The sequence below is a fragment of the Diaphorobacter sp. C33 genome (genome assembly GCF_030503915.1).
GTDB lineage: Bacteria > Pseudomonadota > Gammaproteobacteria > Burkholderiales > Burkholderiaceae_C > Diaphorobacter > Diaphorobacter nitroreducens.
Window position 1 is genome coordinate 1,975,722 of the sequence record NZ_CP129980.1, and the last position, 24,049, is coordinate 1,999,770.

Here is a 24,049-nt window from a genome sequence, read left to right on the forward strand (position 1 = left end):
AGGAAACCTATGTCCTGGCTCGAAAAACTCCTGCCTTCCAAAATCCAGCAGACCGACCCTACCGAGCGTCGCCAGATGCCCGAGGGCCTGTGGATCAAGTGCCCGAGCTGCGAGAACGTGCTCTATAAGACCGATCTGGAGCACAACGAAAACGTCTGTCCCCAGTGCGGCCACCACCACCGCATCGGTGCCCGTGCGCGGCTCAACGCCTTTCTGGACGGCGAGGGACGCTATGAGATCGGCCAGGAAGTGCTGCCGGTCGACGCTCTCAAGTTCAAGGACAGCCGCAAGTATCCCGAACGCCTGAAAGAAGCCCTGGAGAACACCGGCGAAACCGACGCGCTCATCGTGATGGGCGGCGCGGTCAAGAGCATCAACGTCGTGGTGGCCTGCTTCGAATTCGATTTCATGGGCGGCTCCATGGGTTCCGTGGTGGGCGAGCGCTTCGTCCGCGGCGTGGAAACCGCCATCGAGCAGAAGGTGCCCTTCATCTGCTTCACCGCCACGGGCGGCGCACGCATGCAGGAAGGCCTGCTCAGCCTGATGCAGATGGCCAAGACCAATGCGGCCCTCACCCGTTTGGCCAAGAAAGGCCTGCCCTACATCAGCGTGCTGACCGACCCTACCATGGGTGGCGTGTCGGCCGGCTTCGCCTTCGTGGGGGATATCGTGATCGCCGAGCCCAAGGCCCTGATCGGCTTTGCCGGCCCGCGCGTGATCGAATCCACCGTGCGCGTCACGTTGCCCGAGGGTTTCCAGCGCGCGGAGTTCCTGCAGACCAAGGGCGCTGTGGACTTCATCTGCGACCGCCGCGAACTGCGCCAGACCGTGGCGCAATGCCTGTCCATGCTGCAGCGCCTGCCGGCCGACGCGGTAGCCTGAACCACGGACATCAAAAACAATAGCTGCTAGCGCTTGCTGGACGGGCGCTAGCAGCTATTTTTATTGAGAACAATGTCGCTACATCATGACGCTGGCCTGCAGATGCCCCAGCACGATCATCATGACCTGCAGCAGCACCAGCACCACCAACGGCGACAGATCCACCCCCCCCAGTAGCGGCAGAACACGGCGCACGGGGCGCAACAACGGCTCGCACAGGCGGGTGATCACATCGCTGATGGGCGATCGCGTCTGCACCCACGAGAGCACGGCATAAACGATCAGCAAGCCCATCAGTCCCGACACGGCCACGCGCGCCAGGCCAAAAAGCGCCATCCACGGCAGCCAGGCCAGTCCCATCCCCCCGCCCACCAGAAGCCACAGCAGCAGATACTGGACCAGTTGCAGCAGCAGCGCCGCCGCAAGGCAGGACAGATCCCACCGCCCCACCGACGGAACGAGCTTGCGCAGTGGCAGCACAAGCCAGTCGCTCAGGGCAAACACGAGACGGCCCACGGGATTGGCAAACGACACCCGCTGCAGCTGCATGTACAGCCGCAACAGGCAAGCCCCGGTAAGCAGGCCGCTGGCAACGTCGAGGAGAAAAGACAGAATTTGAAACAGCATGGCCGATTAGCAAATAGGTCGACCCCGTTGCAGTGCGCCGCACACGGGTTCAACGTGGGATGATAGCGACGCTACGCATGCCGCCATGTCCGATCCCCTCACGCTGACCTCCCTGCCCCTGTTTCCGCTCAACACCGTGCTGTTTCCCGGTGGTGTTCTACCGCTGCGTGTGTTCGAGGTGCGTTACCTGGACATAGTGCGCAAATGCCACCGCACGGGTGCCCCCTTCGGCGTCGTGGCCCTGGCCCGCGGCCATGAGGTGCGCCAGGCGGGAGCCCTGCCGGAAAGCCTGTACAGCGTCGGCACATTGGCCATGATCGAGCATTTAGAAGAACTGCAAGCGGGGCTGATGCACGTACGTTGCCGGGGGATCGCCCGCTTTCGTGTCCTGCGCCAACAACTGCTGCCCCACGGGCTGTGGACCGCCAATGTGGAACAGATCCCTTGCGACACGCCGGTCCAAGTTCCCCCAGACTTGCAGCGTGCAGCTAGCACACTGACGCAGGTGTTGTCGTCATTGCGCGAGCAGGCGGCAGGAGCAGCCGGGGGACCAACCGCACACGCACAGCCCTCACGCACAGATCTCCAAGACTGCGGTTGGCTTGCCAATCGCTGGTGCGAGTTATTGCCCATTCCGTTGGAACTCAAGCAGCAGCTCATGCAACTGGACAACCCGCTGGTGCGGCTGGAGCTGGTGAGTGACATCCTGGAACGTACCGGCATTTCTGGCTAGCGTTGCATGCAGGCCAAACTGAAGGTGATGCAAGTGATCACCAAGGGCGAACGAGGAGGTGCCCAGACCCATGTGCGCACCTTGTGCCAGGCTCTGGCCTCCCGCATCCATTTCAGCGCTGTCATTGGCGGCACGGGTCCCACGCCGCTCGAAAGCGACCTACACACGCTGGGACTGCCGATTTACCGCCTGCCAAGCCTGCGCAATTCGCTGGCGCCCTGGCATCTGTTCCGTTCGGTACTGCAACTGCGCGCCCTTATCCGCGAGCACGAACCCGACATGTTGCACGCGCACAGCGCCGTATCGGGCGTAGTCGCACGCCTGGCGGGCAGACTGTGCCGCAAGCCCGTGATCTACACAGTGCATGGCTTCGCTTTCAAACCCGAAGTACCCCGGGTACGCCGCACAGTGGCGTGGTGCTGTGAATGGTTGCTGGCGCGTTGGACGGAGCACATGGTGTGTGTATCGCAGCACGAGCGACAACTTGCCCGAGGTTTGCCGATTCGCGCTGACCGGCTGACCGTCGTACCCAATGCCATAGAAAACAATAGCCAACGCGCTCAGCCTGGGCTGGAACCCGTGCGCGTCGCCATGGTAGCCCGGCTGGCCGCACCCAAGCGCCCCGACCTGCTCCTGCATGCCCTGGTCCGGCTGCGCGATGGCCTGGGGCATGAGGTAGCGGCTAGCATCATTGGCGATGGCCCGGATCGCACGGCCTTGCAGGCGCTGGCATCCGGGTTGGGCTTATTTCAAGTGAGTTTCGTGGGCGACGTGGATGATGTGCCCCAGCGCCTCGCGCATCACCACCTTTTCGTGTTGCTGTCTGACCACGAAGGGCTTCCCATCTCCGTGATCGAAGCCATGCGGGCGGGGCTGCCCGTCGTGGTCAGTCGACTGCCTGGGATGGCGGAATTGCTCCCCTCCGAACAATACGGATTCCTGGTGTCCAATAACGTGGAGGCCATCGCTCAAGCCATGGAGCGCCTAATCCGCAGCCCCGCGCTGCGCGAGCAAATGGGCCGAATGGCCCGCCGCCATTACGAAGAACATCATGCCCCGGAACGCATGGCGTCGGCCATACTCGCCATCTACACCCAGGTCCGTGCATGACCCAGCCTGTTGTCACCTCCCGACCCTGCGCCGAACCCGACCCGGCACGGCGTGATGGCGCGCTGTTGTGGTGGAGCCTGCTCGGCCTGTTGCCTCAAGCGCTGGGTTACGCCATAGCGCACAAGATGCAACACGCAGGCTGGGTCACACCGCTGTTCCCCGCCACCGTGCTGTGGTGTGCGGTGTCCTACCTGTTGGCAACACGCTGGCTGCACCAGGGCGCCCATCTACCGCCGCGGGAGCAGGGTGGCTTTTTGCTGGTGGTGATCACGGTGGCCTTTCTGCTCACCCCGTTGGGCTTTGCACTGCTGCAAGCGCCCTATTCGCGCGGCGCCGTATTGATGGCCTACATGCTGGCCTTGGCTTGGCTGCTGTGCGGGCATGCGCTGTGGGGGACCCGTCGTACGCTGCACCTGGCCTACGTGGATGCCGACTTACCCTACGTCCTGCGCCAAATGCTGCGCCCGCAGGAGCAAGGCGATGACCGACTGCGCCTGACCAGCTGGGTGGCCGGACTACCAGCGCGAAAACAGCGCGTAGCCGTGGACGGTGTGGTGCTAGACCGGCTGGCTGATCCCGACCCGCAACGCCAACAATGGATCAGCGAGCTCAAACTCCAGCGCATCCCTCTCTACAGCGCAGAAGCGGCAGCGGAAATGCTGTCGGGCCGCAAAATCACCGGGACGCTGGGCGAGCAAGATCTATGGCAACTGACCAATTACCCTGCTTACGACATCGCCAAGCGCATGCTGGACTTGGGCCTGACCCTCATCACGGTGCCGCTATGGGTTCCGCTGTGTATGGCCGCGGGGCTGGCAGTGAAGTTCGATTCACCCGGCCCCATGTTGTACTCGCAGCAGCGCATGGGTCGCCACGGACGCAGCTTCCGCATATGGAAGCTGCGCAGCATGCGTCACGAGCCTGCCAGCCACATCGTTCAGTTCGCCAAACAGCAGGACGACCGTATCACGTCAGTTGGCCGCTTCATCCGCCGCACGCGGCTCGATGAACTACCCCAGCTCTGGAACGTACTGCGCGGAGAAATGAGCCTCATCGGCCCGCGTCCCGAGCAGGCAGAGTTCGCGCACCACTTTGCCGCAGCCATGCCCGCCTACCCCTACCGCCACTTGGTGCGCCCCGGTCTCACGGGCTGGGCGCAGGTGCAGCATGGCTATACCGATAGCGCCGAGCAGACCGCTATCAAGCTGAGCTATGACCTGTATTACGTGACGCACTGCTCCATGGCTCTGGATCTGCTCATTGCCTACAAGACGGTGCGCACGGTGCTCACAGGTTTCGGAGCGCGCTAGTTGTCAACGTGCCTTCACTCGCGCAACCAGCACATCCGCCCACAACGGCCTGCGCACTGCCAGCCGATGCAACAGGCATCCCTTCATCGTCCCCGGTGCCGCCACCTGGCAGCTGTGCAGTTCGGCGCCCACTAGCCCTGCATCCGCCAGCACCTTCAGTAGTGTGAAGGGTGAAAACCACGCCCGATGGTCGGTGTTGACATGCTCCACCCCGCACACGCCGTGAAGCGCATTGCGCAGGGACAACGCATTGGGCACACTGACGACGAACTCCGCCTGTGGCAGGCACTGCGCCAGCCGCCGCAGGAACGCGGCGGGGTCAGGCAGGTGTTCAATTACATCAGGCACCAGCACCATGTCGGGCGCACACCGGGCCAGCACCTGCGGGGCCTCGGGAGCGAACACGTCGAGCTGCTGCACGTGGTCAAAACCCAGGCTGCGCGCCGTGTCCACAGCGGTGGCGTTGATGTCGATACCATGGCAGATCCGTGCGCTGCGGCTGAGAAGCGCGTGCAACCAACTGCCGTCGGAGGCGCGACGTGCAATCAGCGGTGCATGGTCGGCAAAGCCCACATGCAGCACGCACTGCTGCGCGACCCAGCCGGCCAGCAAATCACCGCGTGGCTGGGCATGTCCGATAATCCCCGGCCTGAAAGGCAAATCGTCGCTGAAAGCCTCGCCCAGCAAATAGGTTTCAATGTGTGGCATCGTGCGATTATTGGCGCGCCCTCCACCAGAATGCACACGCGCTACATCCTGCTGTTGCAAGAAGACATGGCCGTTGGCGGTATTCACACCGCCACACAGGCGCTGGCGAATGCACTGCGGTGCGCAGGCCAGATACCGGTCGCCTTGGCTCTGCGCAATACGCGCATCGGAGCGCTTCTGCGTGCCGTTTGGCGGGCCGACATCATCGTAGCCACGAACGGCTTTCTACCGTCCTATGCAGCCTGGCTGCTGGGCATGCTGCTGCGCCGGCCCGTGGTGGCATGGCTTCACGGCCCCACGCAGGAGGTGCTGGAGCACGCCCATGCCAGTGCTGCCAAACGCGCCTGGCTGCGCTGGCTGTATCGCCGACTACGCTGGGTGGTGTTCGTCTCAGCCCACACACGCGACTCGTTCCTTGAATTCACGGGCGGTGCAGCGGCAGGGCAACGCCTGGAGGTGATTCCTAACGCCCATCCTGATTGGCAGCCCGCGCCAATGGGCGCGTCACCGCAATACCTGGGTTTCGTGGGTAGGCTTGCGCCGGAGAAGCAGCCCGAATTGCTGGTGCAGATGCTGCGCTTGCTGCCGACTACTTATCGGCTTTGCATGGTAGGCGATGGCCCTTCACAACCGGCGCTGTGTGCAGCCGGTGCTGACCTGCAGCAAGTCGGTCGGCTGGAGTTGCGCCCTTTTCACCTCGTACAGGCCACGGTGTACGCCCCATGGCAAGTTACCGTGCTCGCATCGCTCTACGAAGGCTGCCCCATGGCAGCGCTGGAATCGCTGGCCGCTGGCAGGCCCTGCGTAGGCCTGCCTATCCCCGCGCTGCGCGAAATGTTGGGGCCAGACATGCCCTATGCGCTGGCCCACGACTGCAGCGCGGCTGCGCTCGCTCGCGCCGTGCAAACCGTGTGCGCCATGCCACCCGAACAACTGGCGCACGACATGGCCCAGGTGCTGCGCCGCTACAGTCCTGAGCGCTTTTCGCATAACTGGCAACGCGTGCTGCAGGAGGCGGCGTGCTGATCCACTTCATTCACCCCGGCAGCGCTTACCTGCCCGAACTGGCGGCATATGGCGACTTCCTTGCGGCGCTGGGGCACAGCGCGCAGGTGCATTCCCGCCCTGCGAGCGTGCCTGCAGATGCGGTCATCTGCTGGTGGATGTGCGGCCGCGTGCCGCACGACGCGGCGCGGCGGCTCAGCCATGCCTTTCACATCCATGAATACGCATCGGCTTCAGTGCCGCCCTGGCCCAAGGTCAAGGACCGGGCCAAGCGCGCCCTGCAGCCCGTGCCGCAGTACCGCCTTTTCCAGAATACCTGGGTGCGCGATCGGCTGGGATTTTCCGACGGCGTGCCGTACGAGTTCCGTGACATGGGCGTGGAGCCATCCTTTCTTGCCACGTGTGCGAGACGGGCTGCGCCCGAGTTCGACGGAGTCTATCTGGGGGACATGCAACGCCTGCGGCAGTTTGTGCCACTCTTGACCGCACTACAACAGGCAGGCCAGCGCACTCTGCTGATTGGCGAGCCGCCTGTCGATCTGCGTAAAACACTGCACACCTTGGGGCACGTCACGGGTCGCGTTCCGCACGGTCAGGTACCCACCCTGCTGCGCCGCGCGCGCTACGGACTGAACCTGGTTCCTGACCAATTGCCGTACAGCCAACAGACGTCCACCAAACTCATCGAATACTGCGCGGCAGGTTTGCCAGTGGTCAGCACCGACTACGACTGGGTGCGGGCCTTCGAAGCGCGGCACGGAGCGCGCTTTGCCTACCTGCCCATACCAGACATGGCTGGCTGCGTGGTGCCTGATGTATCCACACTGGCATGGCCGCGCGTACTTGAACGACTGGCACTCTGGCGCCGCCTGGGGCTGTGCCCGTGAACCGCACCTCGCTGCTGATGGCCGGAGCCAGCCTGATCGCGCTGATCGCACAAGCGCTCATGGGTGCGGCCATGCTCCACTTCTTCACGCCCACGGCGGCAGGCCACTTCGCCGTCGTAGCACAAGTGGCGTTTTTCTGGGTCACGCTGGCACTGGCACAAAGCCCACTTCAGTTCCTTGCCGACGCACACCTGCCCCCACAGCGGGCGCTTCGTGCTGCTCTGCGCGCCAGCCTGTTGCGCTGGATACTGCTGCTGCCCCTGGTGGCCGCAGCCCTATGGTGGTCGAGTCCCGTCCTCCCTTTGACCACCGTGGTGGCCTGGGCCGGGCTGCTAGCGCTGTTGCAAATGGGCTGGTACCTGGCCCAGCCCTGGGTATTGCGCACGGCATCACCGATGTCCGCCGCCTGCGTACGCACAGCCCCCCCCTTGCTGGCGCTGGCGCTGGCCGCCGGGCTGGGTATGCGTGGAAACGCTGACAACGCCACCGGCCTACTGGCCGCGGCGGCGTGCGGCTATGCAGTGGGGGCGCTCTGGTTGCTTCACGGTAGCCGCACCGACCATCCACCTCAATCCGCAGCAAGGCAATCCGACGGCCGCAGCGCTCTCTTGCGCATGGCGCACGCGGTAATGGATGCCGTGGCCGGCGTAGCTCTGGTGTTGGCCTGGCAGCGGCAGCATGGCACGGCGGACGCCAGCTATCTGGCAGTGCTGCTACGGCTGTTCGGCTTAATGCCCGCCATCGTGCACGCGGCTTGGTCACAAGTGCTGCTGGCACAAGCGCGGCCCTCACGCTTGAAGTCGCTGGGCGTAGGGATGGGAGCTGCCCTGGTCACAGGGCTGATCGGTCTGGGGAGCGCCGCCGTACTGCAGACCACACTGCTGGCGCCTACATGGCAGGGCCTGCTGCCCTATATCCTGCCCATCATGCTGTGGCAGGGTAGCGCATGCATCTTCGCGGCACTGAGCCATCGGCCCTTCCAGCAGGGACTGGCGCGCCGCTACTCATTGCTGACCATAGGTTTCAATATCATGCAGATAATGGTGCTGCTCGCCCCCCTGGGTTGGACGCCGCAGGTGCACCTGTGGTGGCTCGCCGGCCTTTGCACCACTGGGCTGCTGATGCTGTCGGCCTGGATGGCAAAATAGAGGGTTTCTGCCCAAGTTCCAGCCAGCACTCCGCCATGTCCACTGAAGCCACTCCTGCACCAGCCCCCCAGGACGAAAACCAACTCATCGCCGAACGCCGTGAAAAGCTCAAGGCTCTGCGCGAGAACCAGGCCCAGGGCCAAGGCGTGGCATTTCCCAATGACTACAAGCCCCAGCACCATGCCGCAGTGCTGCAGCAGCAGTACGGCACATTGGATGGAGAAGCGCTCGAAGCCCAGACGATCACAGTGAGCGTGGCCGGCCGCATGATGCTCAAGCGCGTCATGGGCAAGGCCAGCTTCGCGACCCTGCAGGATGGATCGCTGGGTGACACCGGCGGGCGCATCCAGCTCTACGTGACACGCGATGCCATTGGCGAAGAAGCCTATTCCGACTTCAAGCGCTGGGACCTCGGCGACATCCTGGGTGCCGAAGGCACACTGATGAAGACCAAGACCGGCGAGCTATCGGTCAAGGTGTCGCGCCTGCGCCTGCTCACCAAGAGCCTGCGCCCCATGCCCGACAAGTTCCACGGTGTGGCCGACCAAGAGGTCAAGTACCGCCAGCGCTACGTGGACCTGATGACCGACGAGGCCGCGCGCCGCCGCTTCGTCGCGCGCAGCAAGGCTGTGGGCAGCATCCGCTCTTTCATGGTGGAGCACGGCTTCCTGGAGGTGGAAACGCCCATGCTGCACCCCATTCCCGGCGGCGCCAACGCCAAGCCCTTCGTCACCCACCACAATGCGCTGGAGCAGGAGATGTTCCTGCGCATCGCGCCCGAGCTGTACCTCAAGCGCCTGATCGTCGGCGGCTTCGAGCGCGTGTTCGAGATCAACCGCAACTTCCGCAACGAAGGCATCTCGGTGCGCCACAACCCCGAGTTCACGATGATGGAGTTTTATGCGGCCTACTGGAACTACCGCGATCTGATGGATTTCACCGAGGCGCTGGTGCGCGATGCCGCACTCAAGGCCACGGGCACGCTGCAGCTCACCTACGGTGGCCGCGCGGTGGATCTGGCCCAGCCCTTCCAGCGCCTCACGATCCGCGAGGCCATCTACCAGCACACCGAGGCCGGCGCACATGTGGACGATGCCGCCTGGCTCATCAGCGCGCTCAAGAAACTGGGCATGACCGAGGAGAAGGACCGCCTGTCCACCCGGACCCTCGCCAGCCTGCAGGTGCTCTACTTCGAGGAAGAGGTGGAGGACAAGCTCTGGCAGCCGACCTTCATCATGGAGCACCCGACCGAGATCAGCCCTCTGGCGCGCGCCAACGACCTGCGCCCCGAGGTGACGGAACGCTTCGAGCTCTACATCACCGGCCGCGAGTTCGGCAATGGCTTCTCGGAGCTGAACGACGCCGAAGACCAGGCCGCCCGCTTTCATGCGCAGGTCGCTGCCAAGGACGCGGGCGATGACGAGGCCATGTTCTTCGACCACGACTTCGTACGTGCGCTGGAATACGGCATGCCGCCCACAGGTGGTTGCGGCATCGGCATCGACCGGCTGATGATGCTGCTCACCGACAGCCCGAGCATCCGTGACGTAATCCTGTTCCCGGCCCTGCGGCGCGAGCACTGACCCGTGGGCATGCGTGGCCGTACGTGGCCACGCTGACATCCCGCCGCACCAGCGGCCTCCACTGCGCCACCTCATGAGCCCTCCTGCCAGCGCCAACGCATTTCCGCAGTTCCTGCTTGAGCCCTTCAGCGTGCTGCTGGTGGAGGACCAGGCGTCCGTGCGCGCCACACTGGCAGGCGAGCTGCGCCATGTGGGGGTGTCGGAGGTACTGGAGGCCGCCTCGGCCGACGCGGCGCTACAGCTGTTCAAGCTGCGGCGTCCCGACCTGGTGCTGCTGGACATACGCCTGCCTGGCGGCAACGACGGCTACTGGGTGGCTCAGCGCATGCGCGAGGCAGAACCCGGCGGCTGGACGCCCATCATCTTCCTCTCGGGGCTGGATGGCGACCTGGATGTGTGGCGCGGCATCGAAGCCGGCGGAGACGACTACCTCGTCAAGCCCGTCAAGCCGATCGTTCTGGCCGCCAAGCTGCGCGCCATGCGCCGGCTGCGCGACATGCGCAGGCGCCTCGTGGAACTGACCGAAGAGCTGCACGTGGCCAACCAGCACCTCAACGAGATGGTGGAGATGGACCCGCTCACGGGGCTGGTCAACCGCCGCGGCTTCGACCGCATCCTGCACAGCGAGATCCTCGCCGCGCGGCGCGACGGAGTGCCGCTCACGCTGATGCTGTGCGACCTGGACCATTTCAAGAGATACAACGACACCCTGGGCCATGTGCAGGGCGATGCCTGCCTGAAGGAGGTCGGCCGCGTGCTGCACGACGTCTGCATGCGCCCGCGCGACGTGGCCTCGCGCTATGGCGGCGAAGAATTTGCACTGATCCTGCCCAACACGCCGCGCTCGGGTGCCATGACGTTCGCGCGCGCGCTGGGCAAGCTGTTGAAGTCCCGCGCCATCGCCCATCCGGGCTCGCCCAACGGCGAAACGCTCACGCTGTCGGGTGGCATTACCACGTGCGTGCCCGACGACGGTACCAGCGCCGAGACCATGCTCATGCGCGCCGACGAGGCCCTGTATGCCGCCAAGGCCCAGGGCCGGGACCGCTTCTTCAGCTTCGAGATGCAGATGGACACCATCGAGCAGCGGCAGATTTGAGCCGCGCCAGCGCTTGCCCACCCGTTCATTGCCCATGACATGCTGCCGCGACTGAAAACCGCCCTTCCCGTCTGGATGCACGACTGGCTCGACATCATCGTGCCCGGTGTGCAGATTGTGCTCATCGTCCTGGCCGCGCTGCTGCTGCAGCGCCTGCTGCTGCGCATCATCATGCGGGCCAGCGACCACTACCAGTTCCCGCACGAACTGCTCACACCCATCAACGCCGTGGTGCGCTGGCTCATCCTGGGCAGCGCCGGCCTGCTGGTGCTGGAGCGCCTGGGGGTGTCAGCGGCCGTGCTGTGGACGGCCTTCACCGGCTTCGCCACAGTGGGCGCGGTGGCGTTCTTCGCGGCATGGAGCGTGCTGTCCAATCTGTTTTGCGCCTTTCTGATCTTCACCGTCGGCCCGTTCCGCGTGGGAGACCACATCGAACTGCTGGACACCGCCGACAAGCCCGGCGCCCTGGGCCGCGTGATGGACATCAACTTGCTTTACACCACGCTGGAGGACGCCACCGCCCCCGAGCCTGGCACGCTGCTGCAGATTCCCAACACACTGATCTTCCAGCGCGTGGTGCGCCGCTGGCGTGCCGGCACGCCGGTGCCGGAGTCACGGCTACATCCTGCTCCGGATTCCGCTGCCTGCGCCGCCACCGCTCGCGAACCCGCCAGCACGCCCGCGCCCAAGCCGGCGAGCTTTCCTTGATGGCCCAAGTGCCTCGACGGGGTTGATGCTCATCAAAATATAGCTGTCCGCGCTTGATGGGCGGACGCTGCAGGCCTTTTTGACATATATTCGGGCACCCCACGGCCGCACAGCGCGGTCACTGCGCCCCGGGTGACGGGCAAAACCCTATCGCCCCCGCGCATGTCAGTCCGCCGTAAGCCCCGCGGACAACGCTGCCCGTCTTTCGGCAACAGCCCTAGCAAAAACCTTCCGGCAGGGCCACCCCCGGTTACCCTGTTGCCAACGCCACACATCCCGTTAATCTTTGCGGCCTACGTCTCAGGCCCCCACCGGGGCCTGTTGATTTTTCAGACCGCTTTACCCAAAGTTGAAAGAGTCCTATGAGCATTCCGTTCCGCATGCACACCGTCGTTGCCGCACTGGGTCTGGCCGGTGCCGCTTTGTTCTCCACCGCGCATGCACAAGTCAAGATCGCCATGGTGATGCCCACCACTGGCCCGCTGACGCAGTACGGTGACATGGTCAAGGAAGGCGTGACCACGGCCGTCGAGATGGCCAACGCCGCTGGCGGCGTGGGCGGCAAGAAGATCGAGCTGGTCTCCATCGACGATGCCTGCGAACCCAAGCAAGGCCCCGTGGCCGCCAACCGTGTGGTGAATGCCAAGATCGGCTACGTGATCGGCCCGGTGTGCTCGGGTGCCTCCATCGCTGCCGCTCCCATCTACAACAACGAGGGCGTGGTCGTCATCACCCCGTCGGCCACCTCCCCGGCGCTCACCGACGGCAAGAACTACCACTTCATCTTCCGCACCATCGGCCGTGACGACCAACAAGGCCCTGCCGCTGCCAAGTTCATCGCTGAAAAGGCCAAGCCCAAGAAGGTCGCCGTGCTGCACGACAAGCAGTCCTATGGCCAGGGCATCGCCTCCTCCGTGCGTGACGACCTGAAGAAGGCCGGCATCACCGTGGCGCTGTTCGAAGGCATCAACGCCGGCGACAGCGACTACTCCGCCGTCATCACCAAGCTCAAGAGCGCTGGCGTGGACTTCGTGTACTACGGCGGCTACCACCCCGAGATGGGCCTGCTGCTGCGCCAGGCCGGCGAGCAAGGCCTGAAGGTGCGCATGATGGGCCCCGAGGGCGTGGGCAACCCCGAGGTGAACGCCATTGCGGGTAACGCCGTGGAAGGTATGCTGGTGACGCTGCCGGCCGACTTCGCTGCCAACCCGAAGAACGCTGCCGTCGTGGCCGCCTTCAAGGACAAGAAGCGCAATGCGTCCGGCGCCTTCCAACTGACCTCGTTCGCCGCCACCCAGGCACTGCTGGACAGCATCAAGGCCGTGGGCGACAACCCTGCCAAGGTGGCCGACCACCTGCACAAGAGCACCATCGAAACGGTGCTGGGCCCCGTGTCCTGGAACAAGCAGGGCGACCTGAACAGCTTCGACTTCCAGGTCTTCCAGTGGCACAAGGACGGCAGCAAGAGCCTGGCCGCCAAGTAAACCCACCTCCCCGTCCCAAGGGTGCGTTGCGCAAGCCACGCACCCTTGGTCCATTGCATTCGGCCCCTGGAGGGGCCTTTTCCTGTTGAGGGGTGGCATGCATGTCTGATCTCATACCCCAGCTGGTACAACAGCTGTTCAATGGTCTTTCGCTGGGCGCCATCTACGCGCTGATCGCGATCGGCTACACGATGGTCTACGGCATCATCGGAATGATCAACTTCGCCCATGGCGACATCTACATGATCGGCGCCTACATCGGCCTGGTCACGCTGTCGGCCGTCGGCGTGCAGAGTGGCCTGCCGGTGTGGGCGATCATCGCCCTGATGCTGGTGGTAGCGGTGGCCATCACGGGCGTCTACGGCTTCGTGGTGGAGCAGGTGGCCTACAAGCCGCTGCGCAGCAGCCCGCGCCTGGTGGCGCTGATCTCGGCCATCGGCATGTCCATCTTCCTGCAGAACTGGGTGGCGCTGGGCCAGGGCGCGCGCGACATGGCCGTGCCCTCGCTGATCCCCGGCGCGCTGCGCTTTGGCAGCGAAGGCGGCTTCGAGGTCTACGTGCCCTACTCGCGCATCCTCATCATCGCCGTGGCGGTGGTGCTGATGATTGCGCTCACGCTGTACATCCAGCACTCGCGCATGGGCCGCGCCTCGCGCGCCTGCTCGCAGGACATGCACATGGCCAACCTGCTGGGCATCGACACCAACCGCGTGATCTCGTTCACCTTCATCCTGGGCGCCATGCTGGCGGCCGTGGGCGGCGTGCTGATCGCGCTCGCCGTGGGCAAGCTCAACCCCTTCATCGGGTTCATCGCAGGCATCAAGGCGTTCACGGCGGCCGTCCTCGGGGGCATCGGCTCCATTCCCGGCGCCATGCTGGGCGGGGTGATCCTGGGCGTGGCCGAGACCTTCGCCGCCGCCTACATCTCGTCGGAGTACAAGGACATCGTGGCCTTCGGCCTGCTGGTGCTCATCCTGCTGGTGCGCCCCACGGGCCTGCTGGGCAAGCCTGAAGTGGAGAAAGTCTGATGCACGCCACCGGTTTTTCTTCCCATCTCAAGAACGCGCTGATCGCCACCTTTCTGGCGGCCATCGTGGTACTGCCCATCTTCACGCTGCACCTGGAGCGCGCAGGCACGCGCACCATCATCGTGCCCGAGTGGCGCACGCTGCTGTGGGGGTGCCTCGCCGTGTTCGTGGTGCAACTGCTGCGCCCGCTGCTGGGTGCGCGGCTGCCCAAGCTGTCGCTGCCCAGCCTGCCTCAGGCGGCGCCGGGCCAGCGCAAGGTGCTGATCTTCGTGGCGCTGATGATCGCGGCATCGTGGCCGTTCTTCGCCGGCCGCAACGCCGTGGACATCGCCACGCTGGCCATGATCTACGTGATGCTGGGCCTCGGTCTGAACATCGTGGTGGGCTTCGCCGGCCTGTTGGACCTGGGCTTCGTGGGCTTCTATGCCGTGGGTGCCTACACCTATGCGCTGCTGTTCCACTGGGCCGGCTGGAGCTTCTGGGAAGCCCTTCCCCTGGCCGGCGCGGCGGCGGCGCTGTTCGGCTTCGTGCTGGGCTTTCCAGTGCTGCGCCTGCGGGGTGACTATCTGGCCATCGTGACGCTGGGCTTTGGCGAAATCATCCGGCTGCTGCTGGTCAACCTGACCGACTGGACGGGTGGACCGGACGGCATCTCCAGCATTCCCAAGCCGTCCGTGCTGGGCCTGGAGATGACGCGCTCGCCCACCGTGGAGGGCGGCACCACCTTCCACCAGTTCTTCGGGATGGAGTTCAACTCCCTGCACATGGTGATCGCCCTGTACCTGATGGCGCTGCTGCTCGCGGTGGTCACGCTGTTCATCAGCAACCGCCTGATCCGCATGCCCATCGGCCGCGCCTGGGAGGCACTGCGCGAGGACGAGATCGCCTGCCGGTCGCTGGGCCTAAACCCCATGAAGATCAAGCTCTCGGCCTTCACGCTGGGCGCCATGTTCGCGGGCTTCGGCGGCGCGTTCTTCGCGGCGCGCCAGGGCATCGTGAACCCCGAGTCGTTCACCTTCATCGAGTCTGCGCTGATCCTGGCCATCGTGGTGCTGGGCGGCATGGGCTCGCAGCTGGGCGTAATCGTGGCGGCCATCATCCTCACCGTGTTGCCCGAACTGGCACGCGAATTCTCCGAGTACCGCATGCTGATCTTCGGCCTGGTCATGATCCTGATGATGGTGTGGCGCCCGCAGGGCCTGCTGCCCATGAAACGCCACCATGTGGAGGTGCCCGCATGAGCGCCCCCCTGCTTGAGGTCAAGGACCTGTGCATGCGCTTCGGCGGCCTGCTGGCGGTGGACCATGTGGCCTTCGACGTGAAACCGCAGGAGGTGTTTGCCATCATCGGCCCCAACGGTGCGGGCAAGACCACGGTGTTCAACTGCATCAGCGGCTTCTACCAACCGAGCAGCGGCCAGATCGCGCTGCAGGGCCAGGCCATCGCGGGCTACACCAGCCACCAGGTCGCGCGCCAGGGCGTGGTGCGCACGTTCCAGAACGTGCGCCTGTTCAAGGGCATGACGGTGCTGGAGAACCTGCTGGTGGCCCAGCACCACCAGTCACAGGCGCCGCTGCTGGCGGGCCTGTTCAACACCGCGCGCTACCGCCGGAGCGAGGCCGAGAAGATCGATCAAGCCATGCACTGGCTGGACGTCATGGGCCTGCGCGAGTTCGTGAACCGCGAGGCCGGCAACCTGGCCTACGGGCACCAGCGCCGCCTGGAGATCGCGCGCTGCATGATCACCAAGCCGCGCCTGCTCATGCTGGACGAGCCCGCCGCGGGCCTGAATCCGCAGGAGAAGAAGGACCTGCAGGCGCTGATCGACCAATTGCGCCGCCAGTACGGAGTGACGGTGCTGCTCATCGAGCACGACATGGGGCTGGTGATGGGCGTTTCCGAGCGCATCCTGGTCATGGAATACGGCAAGCCCATCGCCATGGGCACGCCCGACGCCATCCGCAACGACGAACGGGTCATCAAGGCCTATCTGGGGGAAGCGTGATGGCCCAGCCCATGCTGCAAGTAGAAAACCTGTCCACGCACTACGGCGCGATCTGCGCCGTGAATGGCGTGAGCCTGCACGTGAACCAGGGCGAAATCGTCTCGCTAATCGGCTCCAATGGCGCGGGCAAGACCTCGCTGCTCATGACCCTGTGCGGCACGCCGCGCGCCAGCGGTGGCACCGTGCGCTTCGAGGGCGAGGACATCACCCAGCAACCCACACACCTCATCATGCGCAAGGGCATCGCCGTCTCGCCCGAGGGACGCCGCATCTTCTCGAACCTGACCGTGGTCGAGAACCTGAAGATGGGCGGCTTCTTCCAGGACGGCGCTGCCATTGAGGAGGGCATGGAACACGTGTTCAAGCTGTTTCCGCGCCTGAAGGACCGCGCAGCGCAGCGTGCCGGCACCATGTCGGGTGGCGAGCAGCAGATGCTGGCCATCGGCCGCGCGCTGATGAGCAAGCCCCGCCTGCTGCTGCTGGACGAGCCCACGCTGGGCCTGGCGCCGCTGATCATTGCGCAGATCTTCGAGATCATCCAGGCCATCCGTGCCGAGGGCGTGACCGTGTTTCTGGTGGAGCAGAACGCCAACCGCGCCCTGCAGATCGCCGACCGCGGCTACGTGCTGGAAAACGGCCGCGTGGTGCTGGAGGACACAGGCGCCGCCCTGCTCACCAATGCGGACGTGCGCAAGGCCTATCTGGGCGCTTGACGCAAAGCTGGTGCGACACGAAAGCGGCCTACAGGCCGCTTTTCTTTTGATAGCTGCTCGCGCTTACCCCATAAGGCTTGGAATCATATTTTCTTCAGATTCCACCTGAACGACAAGCGCGCCCCGCTTGCAACGCGTGCGGTGCTGAGGCCCCCGCGTTTCCCGTGGCAAGTGCCGGGACTGCTCCACGTCGCAGCCCAAAGAATGGCCGCCGCAGTAGCGTGCCTCCTACCACGCAGGTAGGAAACCGCTGACCTGTTTCCCTGTACGCGACCATTTCAATGGACCTGCAGGCAATCCCGCCTGTCCACCTCTTTGGAGAACGACCATGGCACAGCAAGGCAACCAAACCCAGAATCAGCAACAACAACAGCAGCAAAACCAGCAAAACCAGCAAAACCAGCAGAACCAACAGCAGGGCCAACAAGGCCAGCAGGATCCGAGCCGGCAGCAGAACCTGAACCAGCAAGATCAGCGAGATCAGCAGAAATTGCAGAGCCAGCAGAGCCCCAACCAAATGGGCGGCAAGCAGAACCAGCAGGATCGCTGAATGTGGTAACCCCAACGGTGCCTGGGCGCGCAAGCGCTTTCGGCACCTGCGGGCAGGCACCGCCGCTGCCGCCGTCTACCAATCTCCCGAACGGGTTTCCCGGCCCCAACAGCGCGGCCGATTACCGCCCACCGCTGGCTTGGCACCCAGCGCACAGCTCCGCGGCACCCTCGTCATTCGCACCAAAGGCGCGGTGAGTGCGTTCAGGCCCACCTGATGCGTGTGAACATCCTTCCCCATCCAGCCATGCCGCCGCCCGCAGGGCGTGTCGTCCCCACGCGCGCTTGTCCAGGGCCCGCACCGTGCGGCGGACTTCACGTAAGGGCATAGGCCGCTGCGGCGGCCCGCCGCCGTCAGGCCCTGACCGGGTAGCGGCTGGAGATGGCGATCCGGTTCCAGGCGTTGATGACCACCGCCAGCCATTCAACGGCGGCTATCTCCTCCTTGGACAAGACGCCTGCTGCCTGCGCGTAAACGGCATCGGGCACCTGCCCGTCCGCGACCAAGGTGACGGCTTCCACCAGTTCCAGAGCGGCGCGCTCCTTCGGGCTGAAGTAATCGGTCTCACGCCACGCGGGCAGCACCGCAATGCGGTCGCCGCTCTCCTGGCTGGCCAGCGCGTCCCGTGCGTGCAGCCTGACACAGAAGGCGCACTGGTTGAGCTGGGATGCCCGCAGGCGCAGGAGGTGCGCGAACCCCGTCGCGATGCCGGCCTGTGCCGCAGCCTCGGACGCCAACCGGTCCAACTCCACCACCGCCTGATACAGCGCGGGGGCGCTCTTTCCAAGATTCACTCGTTCACGCATACCGCTCCCGATGCCTGTCCGGCAGAAAAACGGCGCCAGCGATGGGCTACCGCGGGCTGGCCCGACAGTGCCGGCCAGCCCTGATCGTCTCAGATGCGCGGCAGAACACCCGGCCGGCACGGTCATAAGACCGCAATGGCATGCAGGACAAAATGCGAATCGAATTTGCCTCTAAGCCTTGCGCATCAAGCGCGAGCAGCTCCTAAACATGAAGCACAACCGGCCTATCTACTCCCCCAGGCACACGTCGATCGCCCGCGCGATGGCGATCAGTTCATGGTCCAGCGGCACCTTGCGCTGGGTGTTGGCCACCTGGGCGATGGGGACACTGGCGATGTGCCCGCCCTGTAGCGTGACCATGTGGCCGAACTGGCCATCGATCACCAGTTGCGCCGCCCGGTGACCGAAGCGCGTGGCCAGCACCCGATCGAACGCGGTCGGGTCGCCCCCGCGCTGCACATGGCCCAGCACGGTGGTGCGCACCTCGCTTTGCAGATGCGGCTGCAGCCGCTGGCGCAGCACATGGCCCACGCCACCCAAGCGCACCGGGTCGGGGCTGTGGGCCACCTGCTCGCGTACCGTGAGGCCGGCGCCACGCTCCTTGGCGCCTTCGCCGATGCAGATGATGGTGTAGCGCTGGCGCTGCTCGCGCCGACGGCAGCGCTCGATGATGGGCTGCAGGTCGTAGTCGACCTCGGGCAGCAGGATCACGTCGGCCGCGGCGGCAATGCCGCTCTCTAGGGCCAGCCAGCCCGCATGGCGACCCATGGTCTCGACGATCATGACGCGGTGGTGGCTGTAAGCCGTGCTCTCGATGCGGCGCATCGCGTCGGTGGCCGTGGCCACGGCGGTGTCAAAGCCGAAGCTGCGCTCGCACAGGGCAATGTCGTTGTCGATGGTCTTGGGCACGCCCACGCATTGCAGCCCGATCCGCGCCAGGCCATGGGCCAGGCTCATGGTGCCGTCGCCGCCAATGGCCACCACCACGTCCAGGCCCAGCGCGCGCACGTTGCGCTCCACCTGGGCCAGCGTCGCTTCGTCCTTCAGCGGGTTGGCGCTGTTGCTCGTGCCCAGGATGGTGCCGCCCATGTGCACGATGCCCGAGACCTGGTCCCAGGTGAGCAGCCGCGCGCGCGACGCTTCGCCCATCAGGCCCTCGAAGCCGTCTTCGATGCCCAGTACCTCGCAGTGTCCGTGGTGGATCAGCGACTTGGTGACCGCGCGGATCACCGCGTTCAGCCCCGGGCAGTCGCCCCCGCCGGTGAGTACGCCGACACGCATCGCCGCCACCCGTTTTAAGGCAACAGGTCCAGCGCGTGCATGTACGCTGGCTGCACCATGAGGTCGTCCCACGGCTGGGGCAGTGTCTCGGGCAGCAGGGCCAGGCGGCGCGCCTCGCTCGCACCGCTGGCCTGCCAGCGGCCCGCGGCCTGCGCGGCGGCCAGGCCATCGATGAGTTCGTCCACCGCCGCGCCGCCGCCCAGGCTCTGGTTGCACAGCAGCACCAGGTCGCAGCCAGCATTGAGCGCGGCTACACCGGCGTCGGTGTAGCTGACCACCTCGCCGTCCAGGCCGTTCAAACGACGGGCGCCCTCCATGCTCAGGTCGTCGCTGAAGATGGCGCCGTCAAAGCGCAGCCGTCCGCGCAGGATGTCCTGCAGCCACTTGGTGGAGAAGCCCGCCGGGCGGTTGTCCACCTTGGGGTAGATCACATGCGCGGGCATCACGCTGGTGAGCACCGTGGACAGCCACGGGTACGGCGCCGCGTCGTCGGCCAGGATCGCCGTGAGGCTGCGGCGGTCCACCGGAATCTCGGTGTGCGAATCGGCCTTGACGAAGCCATGGCCGGGAAAATGCTTGCCGCAGTTGGCCATGCCCGCCTGCAGCAGGCCCTGCATGAGCGCGCGCGCCAGCATGGCGACCACGCGCGGGTCGCGGGCAAAGGCCCGGTCACCGATCACGCCGCTGGCGCCGTAGTCCAGGTCGAGCACCGGCGTGAAGGAGAAGTCCACACCGCAGGCGCGCAGCTCACTGCCCAGCACGTAGCCCGCCGCCGTGGCGGCGTCCATGGCGCGCAGGGCGCCGCTGCCTTCGCGGTGCTTGCTGCCCTTGCCGTCGTCCATCCACAGCTCGCCGAAGGCACGCATGGGCGGGATGTGCGTGAAGCCATCGGTCTTGAAGCGCTGCACGCGACCGCCCTCATGGTCCACGCAGATCAGCAGGTCGCCCCGCACGGCCTTGATGGCGGCGGTGAGTTCCAGCAACTGCGCGCGGTGCTCCCAGTTGCGCGCGAACAGGATCACGCCGCCCACGAGCGGGTGGGCCAAGCGCTGGCGATCGGTGGCGGTGAGCTGCGTGCCGGCCACATCGATGATGAGGGGTGCGTGTTCTGTCATGGGTTGCATGCTTTCATTTTGATAGCTACCAGCGCTTGCCACACAAGCGCTGCGGGCTGATTTGGCTTCAATCTTTCTCGACCACGCAGAAGCTGGCGGCGTAGTCGCTCTCGTCAGTCACGCTCAGGTGGCAGCGCAGGCCGCGCGCGGCAAACCAGTCCTGCAGCGCGCCGTGCAGCACGATCATGGGCTGGCCGCTGGGCAGGTTGGCCACTTCGCAGTGCCGCCAGGTCATGGGCATGTGCATGCCCAGGCCAATGGCCTTGCTGAAGGCCTCCTTGGCAGAAAAGCGCGTGGCCAGGTAGCGCACGCCGCGCTCGGGCCAGCGCGCCGAGCGTGCGCGCCAGGTGGCCAGTTCGCCATCGGCCAGCACCTTTTCGGCGAAGCGATCGCCATGGCGCGCCAGGCTGGCGCGGATGCGGCGCACGTCGCAGATGTCGGTACCGATGCCGTAGATCATGGGGTAATGAGTCAAATAGGTCTCTAGCGCTTATCCAACAAGCGCCAGCAGCTATGGTTTCAGGAGTCCCCGCTCCGTCATGCCCTGGGCGATGCAGCGCTGGTAGGCGCGCACTGTGTCGCCGTAGCCCAACTCCAGCGCATCGGCGATCAGCGCATGGCCGATGGACACCTCCAGCACGCCGGGCACGTGGGCCAGGAAGTCCGCCAGGTTGTCGCGGCTGAGGTCGTGGCCCGCGTTCACCCCCAGGCCGACATCCAGCGCGGCCTGGGCGGCAGCGCGGTAGCGCTCCAGTTGCGCTGCCTGCTGCGGCGTGCCCCAGGCGGCGGCGTAAGGCTCGGTGTACAGCTCCACGCGGTCGGCCCCCACGGCGCGCGCGGCGGCCATTTGCTCGGGCACGGGGTCCATGAACAGGCTCACGCGCACGCCCAACTGCCGGCATTCGGCAATCAGGGGCGCCAGGCGCTCGGCATCTTGCGGAAAGCTCCAGCCGTGGTCGCTGGTGAACTGGTCCTGGCTGTCGGGCACGAAGGTGGCCTGGTGCGGGCGCACCTGGCGGATGAACTCCATCAGGTTGTGCGTGGGGTTGCCCTCGATGTTGTACTCGGCCTGCGGCCATTGCTTGAGCAGCTCGGCCAGTTGGTACACATCGTGCGCACGGATGTGCCGCTCGTCGGGGCGCGGATGGACGGTGATGCCCTGCGCCCCCGCCTCCAGGCACAGCTGCGCGGCGCGCAGCACGCTGGGAATGCCCAGATGGCGCGTGTTGCGCACCAGCGCCACTTTGTTGACGTTCACGGAGAGGGCGGTGCGCGCGTGGGAGGTGGTCATGGGATGCGAAGCGGTGGCGTGAAGCTAGGCAATATAGCAATCTGCGACGGGGGCGGGGACGACGCTGCGCAAGGCCGCGGCGCGCGGCGGCGCGGGTTGCGGCCGCGCCGGGGCGCCTGCGCAACGCCGCCGGGCCACCTCAGTCCGTCTCGCGCACCGAGTAGCGCTCGCCGCCGATCACCAGGTCGCGCCAGCGGGGCGGCTGGGTCTGGACGCCCTGCTCCACCCACTGCCCGGCCCGCGCGCCCTGCACATGCCGGAGGTTGCCCTGCAGACGCCCCACCGTCCGCCACTGCGCACCGTCCCGCGCGAACACCTGGCTCGCATAGCCGCTGAGCAGCACCTGCTCCGCCTGCCCGTCACCGTCCAGGTCGATGCGCAGCACGGGACAGGGCGCGGCCTCGGTGCAGGTCAGCGACAGCTGGTTCCCCCGCAGCTGGGTGAGCAGGAATTCAAGCCATGCGGCATCGGGCGCCGCGTCGGCGGGAAACGGCTGCAACCGGGCGCGCAGGGTCTCGGCGGTCCAAACAGGCGTTCCACGGCCCCGCGCGTACCGGTGCGTGTCCTGCTGGGCGGCCTGGGCCTGTTCCCGGATCTGCGCGGCCTGGGGGTGGCTCTGCTCCTGCGCCAACTGCTCCAACGCCGCGCGACCGGCCCGGCCCGCGTCCCAGCGCAGGTAGCGGAAGTCGAAGGCCTGCACGTCCACGCGCTGCGCCTGCAGGCGCGCCAGCTGGCTGGCGACAGCGATGCGCGCCGGGTCCAGCACGGGCGTGCAGGTCAACAAGGCCAGCGCAACGGCCAGCCAGGCCGCCGCCACGTTCACCCGCCGCGCCAGCGCCATCCAGGGCGCACCGCGCCGCAGTGCGGCCACCGCATACCCGACGGCGTAGACCGCCATCAGAGCCACGGCCAGCGCGGCCCAGACGCGGTCCGCGCTCCAGCCGTACTGCGTCACCCGCAGTCCCAGCGCATAGGCGCACAGCGCGGCATACACGGGCATTGCCAGCAGGCCGGCCGCGCAAAAGCGCTGCAGCCCGGGGCTGAAGCGCTGGCTTTCCGCCCGGCCGTCGCTCCAGGCCACGTTGAACAGAAACACCAGCCACGCCATGAGACCGAGCATGAGCGCCGTGGCGTGCCCGGTCTTCCACAGCGGTGCCAGGCCGCGCACCGGCAGCGCCACGAGGAACAGCAAAGCGATCAGGCAGGCCAGCGGCAACAGCCAGCCCAGCACCTGTAGCATCGAACGCCAGAAACCCGCCAACGCTTCTTCCCGCGCCGCGTACAGCGACAACCCTATGCTGAACGCCATCGGGGTAGCCATGTAGACGAACGGGCGGCTGGTGAATGTGTCCAGAAATAGCGACACGCCCAGCACCTTGAACAGCCCGGCCAGCAGGAACAGCAGCGCCCAGAACAGCCCGGCGAACAGGCCCGCCAACAGCAACTGGAAGGCATGGCGCCAGGCCGTGGCGAAGAGCCGGGCGTAGTCGCGCGCCCAGGTGCCGCTGGCCAGGCGTTGCTCGGCAAAAGGCAGCAGCACGAACCAGCTGCAGGACAGCAGCACCCCCAGGGCCATGGCGGCGCGGCCGCGGTTCTCACCCAGCGAGGCATGGCCCGCATAAGCCGCGGCCGCGGCGAACACCATGGCCAGGGCCGCTGCGTGCACCCACAGCAGGCGGCGTGCACGGTGCGCTGCCAGCAGTTGCAGGGTCGGCGGCACCGCCAGCACCACGGCGTAGAGCGGCCAGAGCACAGCGGCGTCGCCCTTCGGCAGCAGCCCGTGCAACGCCCACAATGCGGCGCCCTGCGCGATCGCCCAGCCGATCATCCACCCTCTTGCCCTGCCATGCTCCATGCCCTGTTCCCTCCCGTTGTCTGTGTTTCAGAAGCTGCCCTCAAACCCATCGCGGAAGCGATTCTCGCGGACTGGCCCGTCTGCACGGCACATCGGGCGCCGACAGCGCGTGCCATTGGCA

The 24,049-nt window shown here is 65.9% G+C and carries 24 protein-coding genes; 16 read left to right on the forward strand and 8 right to left on the reverse strand.

The genetic code is table 11. From position 1 onward, the window contains the following. The first annotated feature begins 9 nt into the window (after window positions 1–9). A complete protein-coding gene (accD, locus tag QY917_RS09380; protein ID WP_088886263.1) occupies window positions 10–882 on the forward strand; it encodes an acetyl-CoA carboxylase, carboxyltransferase subunit beta in 873 nt (290 codons plus the stop codon). Window positions 883–960: 78 nt separating this feature from the next. Here accD and QY917_RS09385 read toward each other — a convergent pair whose 3' ends face one another. Further along, window positions 961–1,509 carry a YggT family protein gene (locus QY917_RS09385; protein WP_123675913.1) on the reverse strand — a complete coding sequence of 183 codons (549 nt, stop codon included), beginning with the start codon at window positions 1,507–1,509 and terminating at the stop codon, window positions 961–963. Between the two features lie 85 nt (window positions 1,510–1,594). Here QY917_RS09385 and QY917_RS09390 point away from each other — a divergent pair, with 85 nt between their 5' ends. From QY917_RS09390 to QY917_RS09400, 3 genes are read left to right on the forward strand one after another with little or no spacing between them, the layout of a single operon-like run. Then, on the forward strand, window positions 1,595–2,242 hold the full coding sequence (locus QY917_RS09390) for an LON peptidase substrate-binding domain-containing protein (protein WP_123675912.1): 648 nt from the start codon (window positions 1,595–1,597) through the stop codon (window positions 2,240–2,242). Window positions 2,243–2,248: 6 nt separating this feature from the next. Further along, on the forward strand, window positions 2,249–3,352 hold the full coding sequence (locus QY917_RS09395) for a glycosyltransferase family 4 protein (RefSeq protein ID WP_123675911.1): 1,104 nt from the start codon (window positions 2,249–2,251) through the stop codon (window positions 3,350–3,352). Continuing rightward, a complete protein-coding gene (locus tag QY917_RS09400; RefSeq protein WP_123675910.1) occupies window positions 3,349–4,662 on the forward strand; it encodes an exopolysaccharide biosynthesis polyprenyl glycosylphosphotransferase in 1,314 nt (437 codons plus the stop codon). The genes QY917_RS09395 and QY917_RS09400 overlap by 4 nt, the downstream gene beginning before the upstream one ends. Window positions 4,663–4,665: 3 nt before the next feature. Here the strand turns inward: QY917_RS09400 and QY917_RS09405 are convergent, their stop codons facing one another. Next, window positions 4,666–5,235: a bifunctional 2-polyprenyl-6-hydroxyphenol methylase/3-demethylubiquinol 3-O-methyltransferase UbiG gene (locus QY917_RS09405; protein WP_302076508.1), complete on the reverse strand. Its 570-nt coding sequence runs from the start codon at window positions 5,233–5,235 to the stop codon at window positions 4,666–4,668. Here QY917_RS09405 and QY917_RS09410 point away from each other — a divergent pair, their 5' ends adjacent. From QY917_RS09410 to QY917_RS09465, 12 genes are all read left to right on the forward strand, one after another. Continuing rightward, window positions 5,236–6,396, forward strand: a complete 1,161-nt coding sequence (locus QY917_RS09410) for a glycosyltransferase family 4 protein (protein WP_302076510.1) — start codon at window positions 5,236–5,238, stop codon at window positions 6,394–6,396. Continuing rightward, the gene (locus QY917_RS09415) at window positions 6,390–7,262 is read left to right on the forward strand and encodes a glycosyltransferase (protein WP_011806369.1); all 873 of its coding nucleotides are present in this window, start codon (window positions 6,390–6,392) and stop codon (window positions 7,260–7,262) included. The genes QY917_RS09410 and QY917_RS09415 overlap by 7 nt, the downstream gene beginning before the upstream one ends. Further along, a complete protein-coding gene (locus tag QY917_RS09420; RefSeq protein ID WP_302076512.1) occupies window positions 7,259–8,410 on the forward strand; it encodes a hypothetical protein in 1,152 nt (383 codons plus the stop codon). The genes QY917_RS09415 and QY917_RS09420 overlap by 4 nt, the downstream gene beginning before the upstream one ends. A 35-nt stretch (window positions 8,411–8,445) precedes the next feature. Then, on the forward strand, window positions 8,446–9,993 hold the full coding sequence (lysS, locus tag QY917_RS09425; RefSeq protein WP_123675908.1) for a lysine--tRNA ligase: 1,548 nt from the start codon (window positions 8,446–8,448) through the stop codon (window positions 9,991–9,993). Window positions 9,994–10,066: 73 nt separating this feature from the next. Continuing rightward, window positions 10,067–11,092: a diguanylate cyclase gene (locus tag QY917_RS09430; RefSeq protein WP_088888475.1), complete on the forward strand. Its 1,026-nt coding sequence runs from the start codon at window positions 10,067–10,069 to the stop codon at window positions 11,090–11,092. Window positions 11,093–11,131: 39 nt separating this feature from the next. Further along, on the forward strand, window positions 11,132–11,800 hold the full coding sequence (locus QY917_RS09435; protein ID WP_047350766.1) for a mechanosensitive ion channel family protein: 669 nt from the start codon (window positions 11,132–11,134) through the stop codon (window positions 11,798–11,800). A 362-nt stretch (window positions 11,801–12,162) separates the two neighbouring features. Then, on the forward strand, window positions 12,163–13,284 hold the full coding sequence (locus QY917_RS09440; RefSeq protein ID WP_011806374.1) for a branched-chain amino acid ABC transporter substrate-binding protein: 1,122 nt from the start codon (window positions 12,163–12,165) through the stop codon (window positions 13,282–13,284). 101 nt (window positions 13,285–13,385) lie between these two features. Next, the gene (gene livH / locus QY917_RS09445; RefSeq protein WP_011806375.1) at window positions 13,386–14,312 is read left to right on the forward strand and encodes a high-affinity branched-chain amino acid ABC transporter permease LivH; all 927 of its coding nucleotides are present in this window, start codon (window positions 13,386–13,388) and stop codon (window positions 14,310–14,312) included. Next, a complete protein-coding gene (locus QY917_RS09450) occupies window positions 14,312–15,553 on the forward strand; it encodes a high-affinity branched-chain amino acid ABC transporter permease LivM (RefSeq protein WP_011806376.1) in 1,242 nt (413 codons plus the stop codon). Before livH ends, QY917_RS09450 begins: the two co-directional genes overlap by 1 nt. After that, window positions 15,550–16,317 (forward strand): high-affinity branched-chain amino acid ABC transporter ATP-binding protein LivG, encoded by a 768-nt coding sequence (gene livG, locus QY917_RS09455; RefSeq protein ID WP_015913961.1) that lies wholly within the window; start codon window positions 15,550–15,552, stop codon window positions 16,315–16,317. Before QY917_RS09450 ends, livG begins: the two co-directional genes overlap by 4 nt. A gap of 11 nt (window positions 16,318–16,328) precedes the next feature. Further along, the gene (locus QY917_RS09460) at window positions 16,329–17,030 is read left to right on the forward strand and encodes an ABC transporter ATP-binding protein (protein ID WP_085947542.1); all 702 of its coding nucleotides are present in this window, start codon (window positions 16,329–16,331) and stop codon (window positions 17,028–17,030) included. Window positions 17,031–17,358: 328 nt separating this feature from the next. Continuing rightward, complete coding sequence (locus QY917_RS09465; protein WP_123675907.1) at window positions 17,359–17,580, forward strand: hypothetical protein; 222 nt, start codon at window positions 17,359–17,361, stop codon at window positions 17,578–17,580. A 353-nt stretch (window positions 17,581–17,933) separates the two neighbouring features. Here the strand turns inward: QY917_RS09465 and QY917_RS09470 are convergent, their stop codons facing one another. The 6 genes from QY917_RS09470 to QY917_RS09495 all read right to left on the reverse strand — a co-directional run bounded on the left by QY917_RS09470 (window position 17,934) and on the right by QY917_RS09495 (window position 23,901). Next, window positions 17,934–18,386 carry a carboxymuconolactone decarboxylase family protein gene (locus QY917_RS09470; RefSeq protein WP_123675906.1) on the reverse strand — a complete coding sequence of 151 codons (453 nt, stop codon included), beginning with the start codon at window positions 18,384–18,386 and terminating at the stop codon, window positions 17,934–17,936. A gap of 228 nt (window positions 18,387–18,614) precedes the next feature. Next, window positions 18,615–19,667 carry a 6-phosphofructokinase gene (locus QY917_RS09475; RefSeq protein ID WP_123676072.1) on the reverse strand — a complete coding sequence of 351 codons (1,053 nt, stop codon included), beginning with the start codon at window positions 19,665–19,667 and terminating at the stop codon, window positions 18,615–18,617. Window positions 19,668–19,681: 14 nt separating this feature from the next. Next, entirely contained in the window at window positions 19,682–20,782 is a 1,101-nt protein-coding gene (gene nagZ, locus QY917_RS09480) for a beta-N-acetylhexosaminidase (RefSeq protein WP_123675905.1), read from the reverse strand. A 67-nt stretch (window positions 20,783–20,849) separates the two neighbouring features. Continuing rightward, entirely contained in the window at window positions 20,850–21,242 is a 393-nt protein-coding gene (gene acpS / locus QY917_RS09485) for a holo-ACP synthase (RefSeq protein ID WP_123675904.1), read from the reverse strand. Between the two features lie 51 nt (window positions 21,243–21,293). After that, on the reverse strand, window positions 21,294–22,073 hold the full coding sequence (locus QY917_RS09490; RefSeq protein ID WP_103737430.1) for a pyridoxine 5'-phosphate synthase: 780 nt from the start codon (window positions 22,071–22,073) through the stop codon (window positions 21,294–21,296). 139 nt (window positions 22,074–22,212) lie between these two features. Beyond that, a complete protein-coding gene (locus tag QY917_RS09495; protein ID WP_302076529.1) occupies window positions 22,213–23,901 on the reverse strand; it encodes a DUF4153 domain-containing protein in 1,689 nt (562 codons plus the stop codon). Window positions 23,902–24,049 lie beyond the last annotated feature (148 nt).

Excerpts from the sequence above, each read along its gene's own strand:
- QY917_RS09475 (WP_123676072.1), bottom strand. The coding sequence starts at position 19,667 with ATGCGTGTCGGCGTACTCACCGGCGGGGGCGACTGCCCGGGGCTGAAC.
- lysS (WP_123675908.1), top strand. The coding sequence starts at position 8,446 with ATGTCCACTGAAGCCACTCCTGCACCAGCCCCCCAGGACGAAAACCAA.
- QY917_RS09395 (WP_123675911.1), top strand. The coding sequence starts at position 2,249 with ATGCAGGCCAAACTGAAGGTGATGCAAGTGATCACCAAGGGCGAACGA.
- livH (WP_011806375.1), top strand. The coding sequence starts at position 13,386 with ATGTCTGATCTCATACCCCAGCTGGTACAACAGCTGTTCAATGGTCTT.
- QY917_RS09440 (WP_011806374.1), top strand. The coding sequence starts at position 12,163 with ATGAGCATTCCGTTCCGCATGCACACCGTCGTTGCCGCACTGGGTCTG.
- QY917_RS09465 (WP_123675907.1), top strand. The coding sequence starts at position 17,359 with ATGGCACAGCAAGGCAACCAAACCCAGAATCAGCAACAACAACAGCAG.
- QY917_RS09390 (WP_123675912.1), top strand. The coding sequence starts at position 1,595 with ATGTCCGATCCCCTCACGCTGACCTCCCTGCCCCTGTTTCCGCTCAAC.
- livG (WP_015913961.1), top strand. The coding sequence starts at position 15,550 with ATGAGCGCCCCCCTGCTTGAGGTCAAGGACCTGTGCATGCGCTTCGGC.
- QY917_RS09495 (WP_302076529.1), bottom strand. The coding sequence starts at position 23,901 with ATGATCGGCTGGGCGATCGCGCAGGGCGCCGCATTGTGGGCGTTGCAC.
- QY917_RS09450 (WP_011806376.1), top strand. The coding sequence starts at position 14,312 with ATGCACGCCACCGGTTTTTCTTCCCATCTCAAGAACGCGCTGATCGCC.
- QY917_RS09430 (WP_088888475.1), top strand. The coding sequence starts at position 10,067 with ATGAGCCCTCCTGCCAGCGCCAACGCATTTCCGCAGTTCCTGCTTGAG.
- QY917_RS09410 (WP_302076510.1), top strand. The coding sequence starts at position 5,236 with ATGCAGCACGCACTGCTGCGCGACCCAGCCGGCCAGCAAATCACCGCG.
- nagZ (WP_123675905.1), bottom strand. The coding sequence starts at position 20,782 with ATGACAGAACACGCACCCCTCATCATCGATGTGGCCGGCACGCAGCTC.
- QY917_RS09490 (WP_103737430.1), bottom strand. The coding sequence starts at position 22,073 with ATGACCACCTCCCACGCGCGCACCGCCCTCTCCGTGAACGTCAACAAA.
- QY917_RS09385 (WP_123675913.1), bottom strand. The coding sequence starts at position 1,509 with ATGCTGTTTCAAATTCTGTCTTTTCTCCTCGACGTTGCCAGCGGCCTG.
- accD (WP_088886263.1), top strand. The coding sequence starts at position 10 with ATGTCCTGGCTCGAAAAACTCCTGCCTTCCAAAATCCAGCAGACCGAC.
- QY917_RS09435 (WP_047350766.1), top strand. The coding sequence starts at position 11,132 with ATGCTGCCGCGACTGAAAACCGCCCTTCCCGTCTGGATGCACGACTGG.
- QY917_RS09460 (WP_085947542.1), top strand. The coding sequence starts at position 16,329 with ATGCTGCAAGTAGAAAACCTGTCCACGCACTACGGCGCGATCTGCGCC.
- acpS (WP_123675904.1), bottom strand. The coding sequence starts at position 21,242 with ATGATCTACGGCATCGGTACCGACATCTGCGACGTGCGCCGCATCCGC.
- QY917_RS09470 (WP_123675906.1), bottom strand. The coding sequence starts at position 18,386 with ATGCGTGAACGAGTGAATCTTGGAAAGAGCGCCCCCGCGCTGTATCAG.
- QY917_RS09400 (WP_123675910.1), top strand. The coding sequence starts at position 3,349 with ATGACCCAGCCTGTTGTCACCTCCCGACCCTGCGCCGAACCCGACCCG.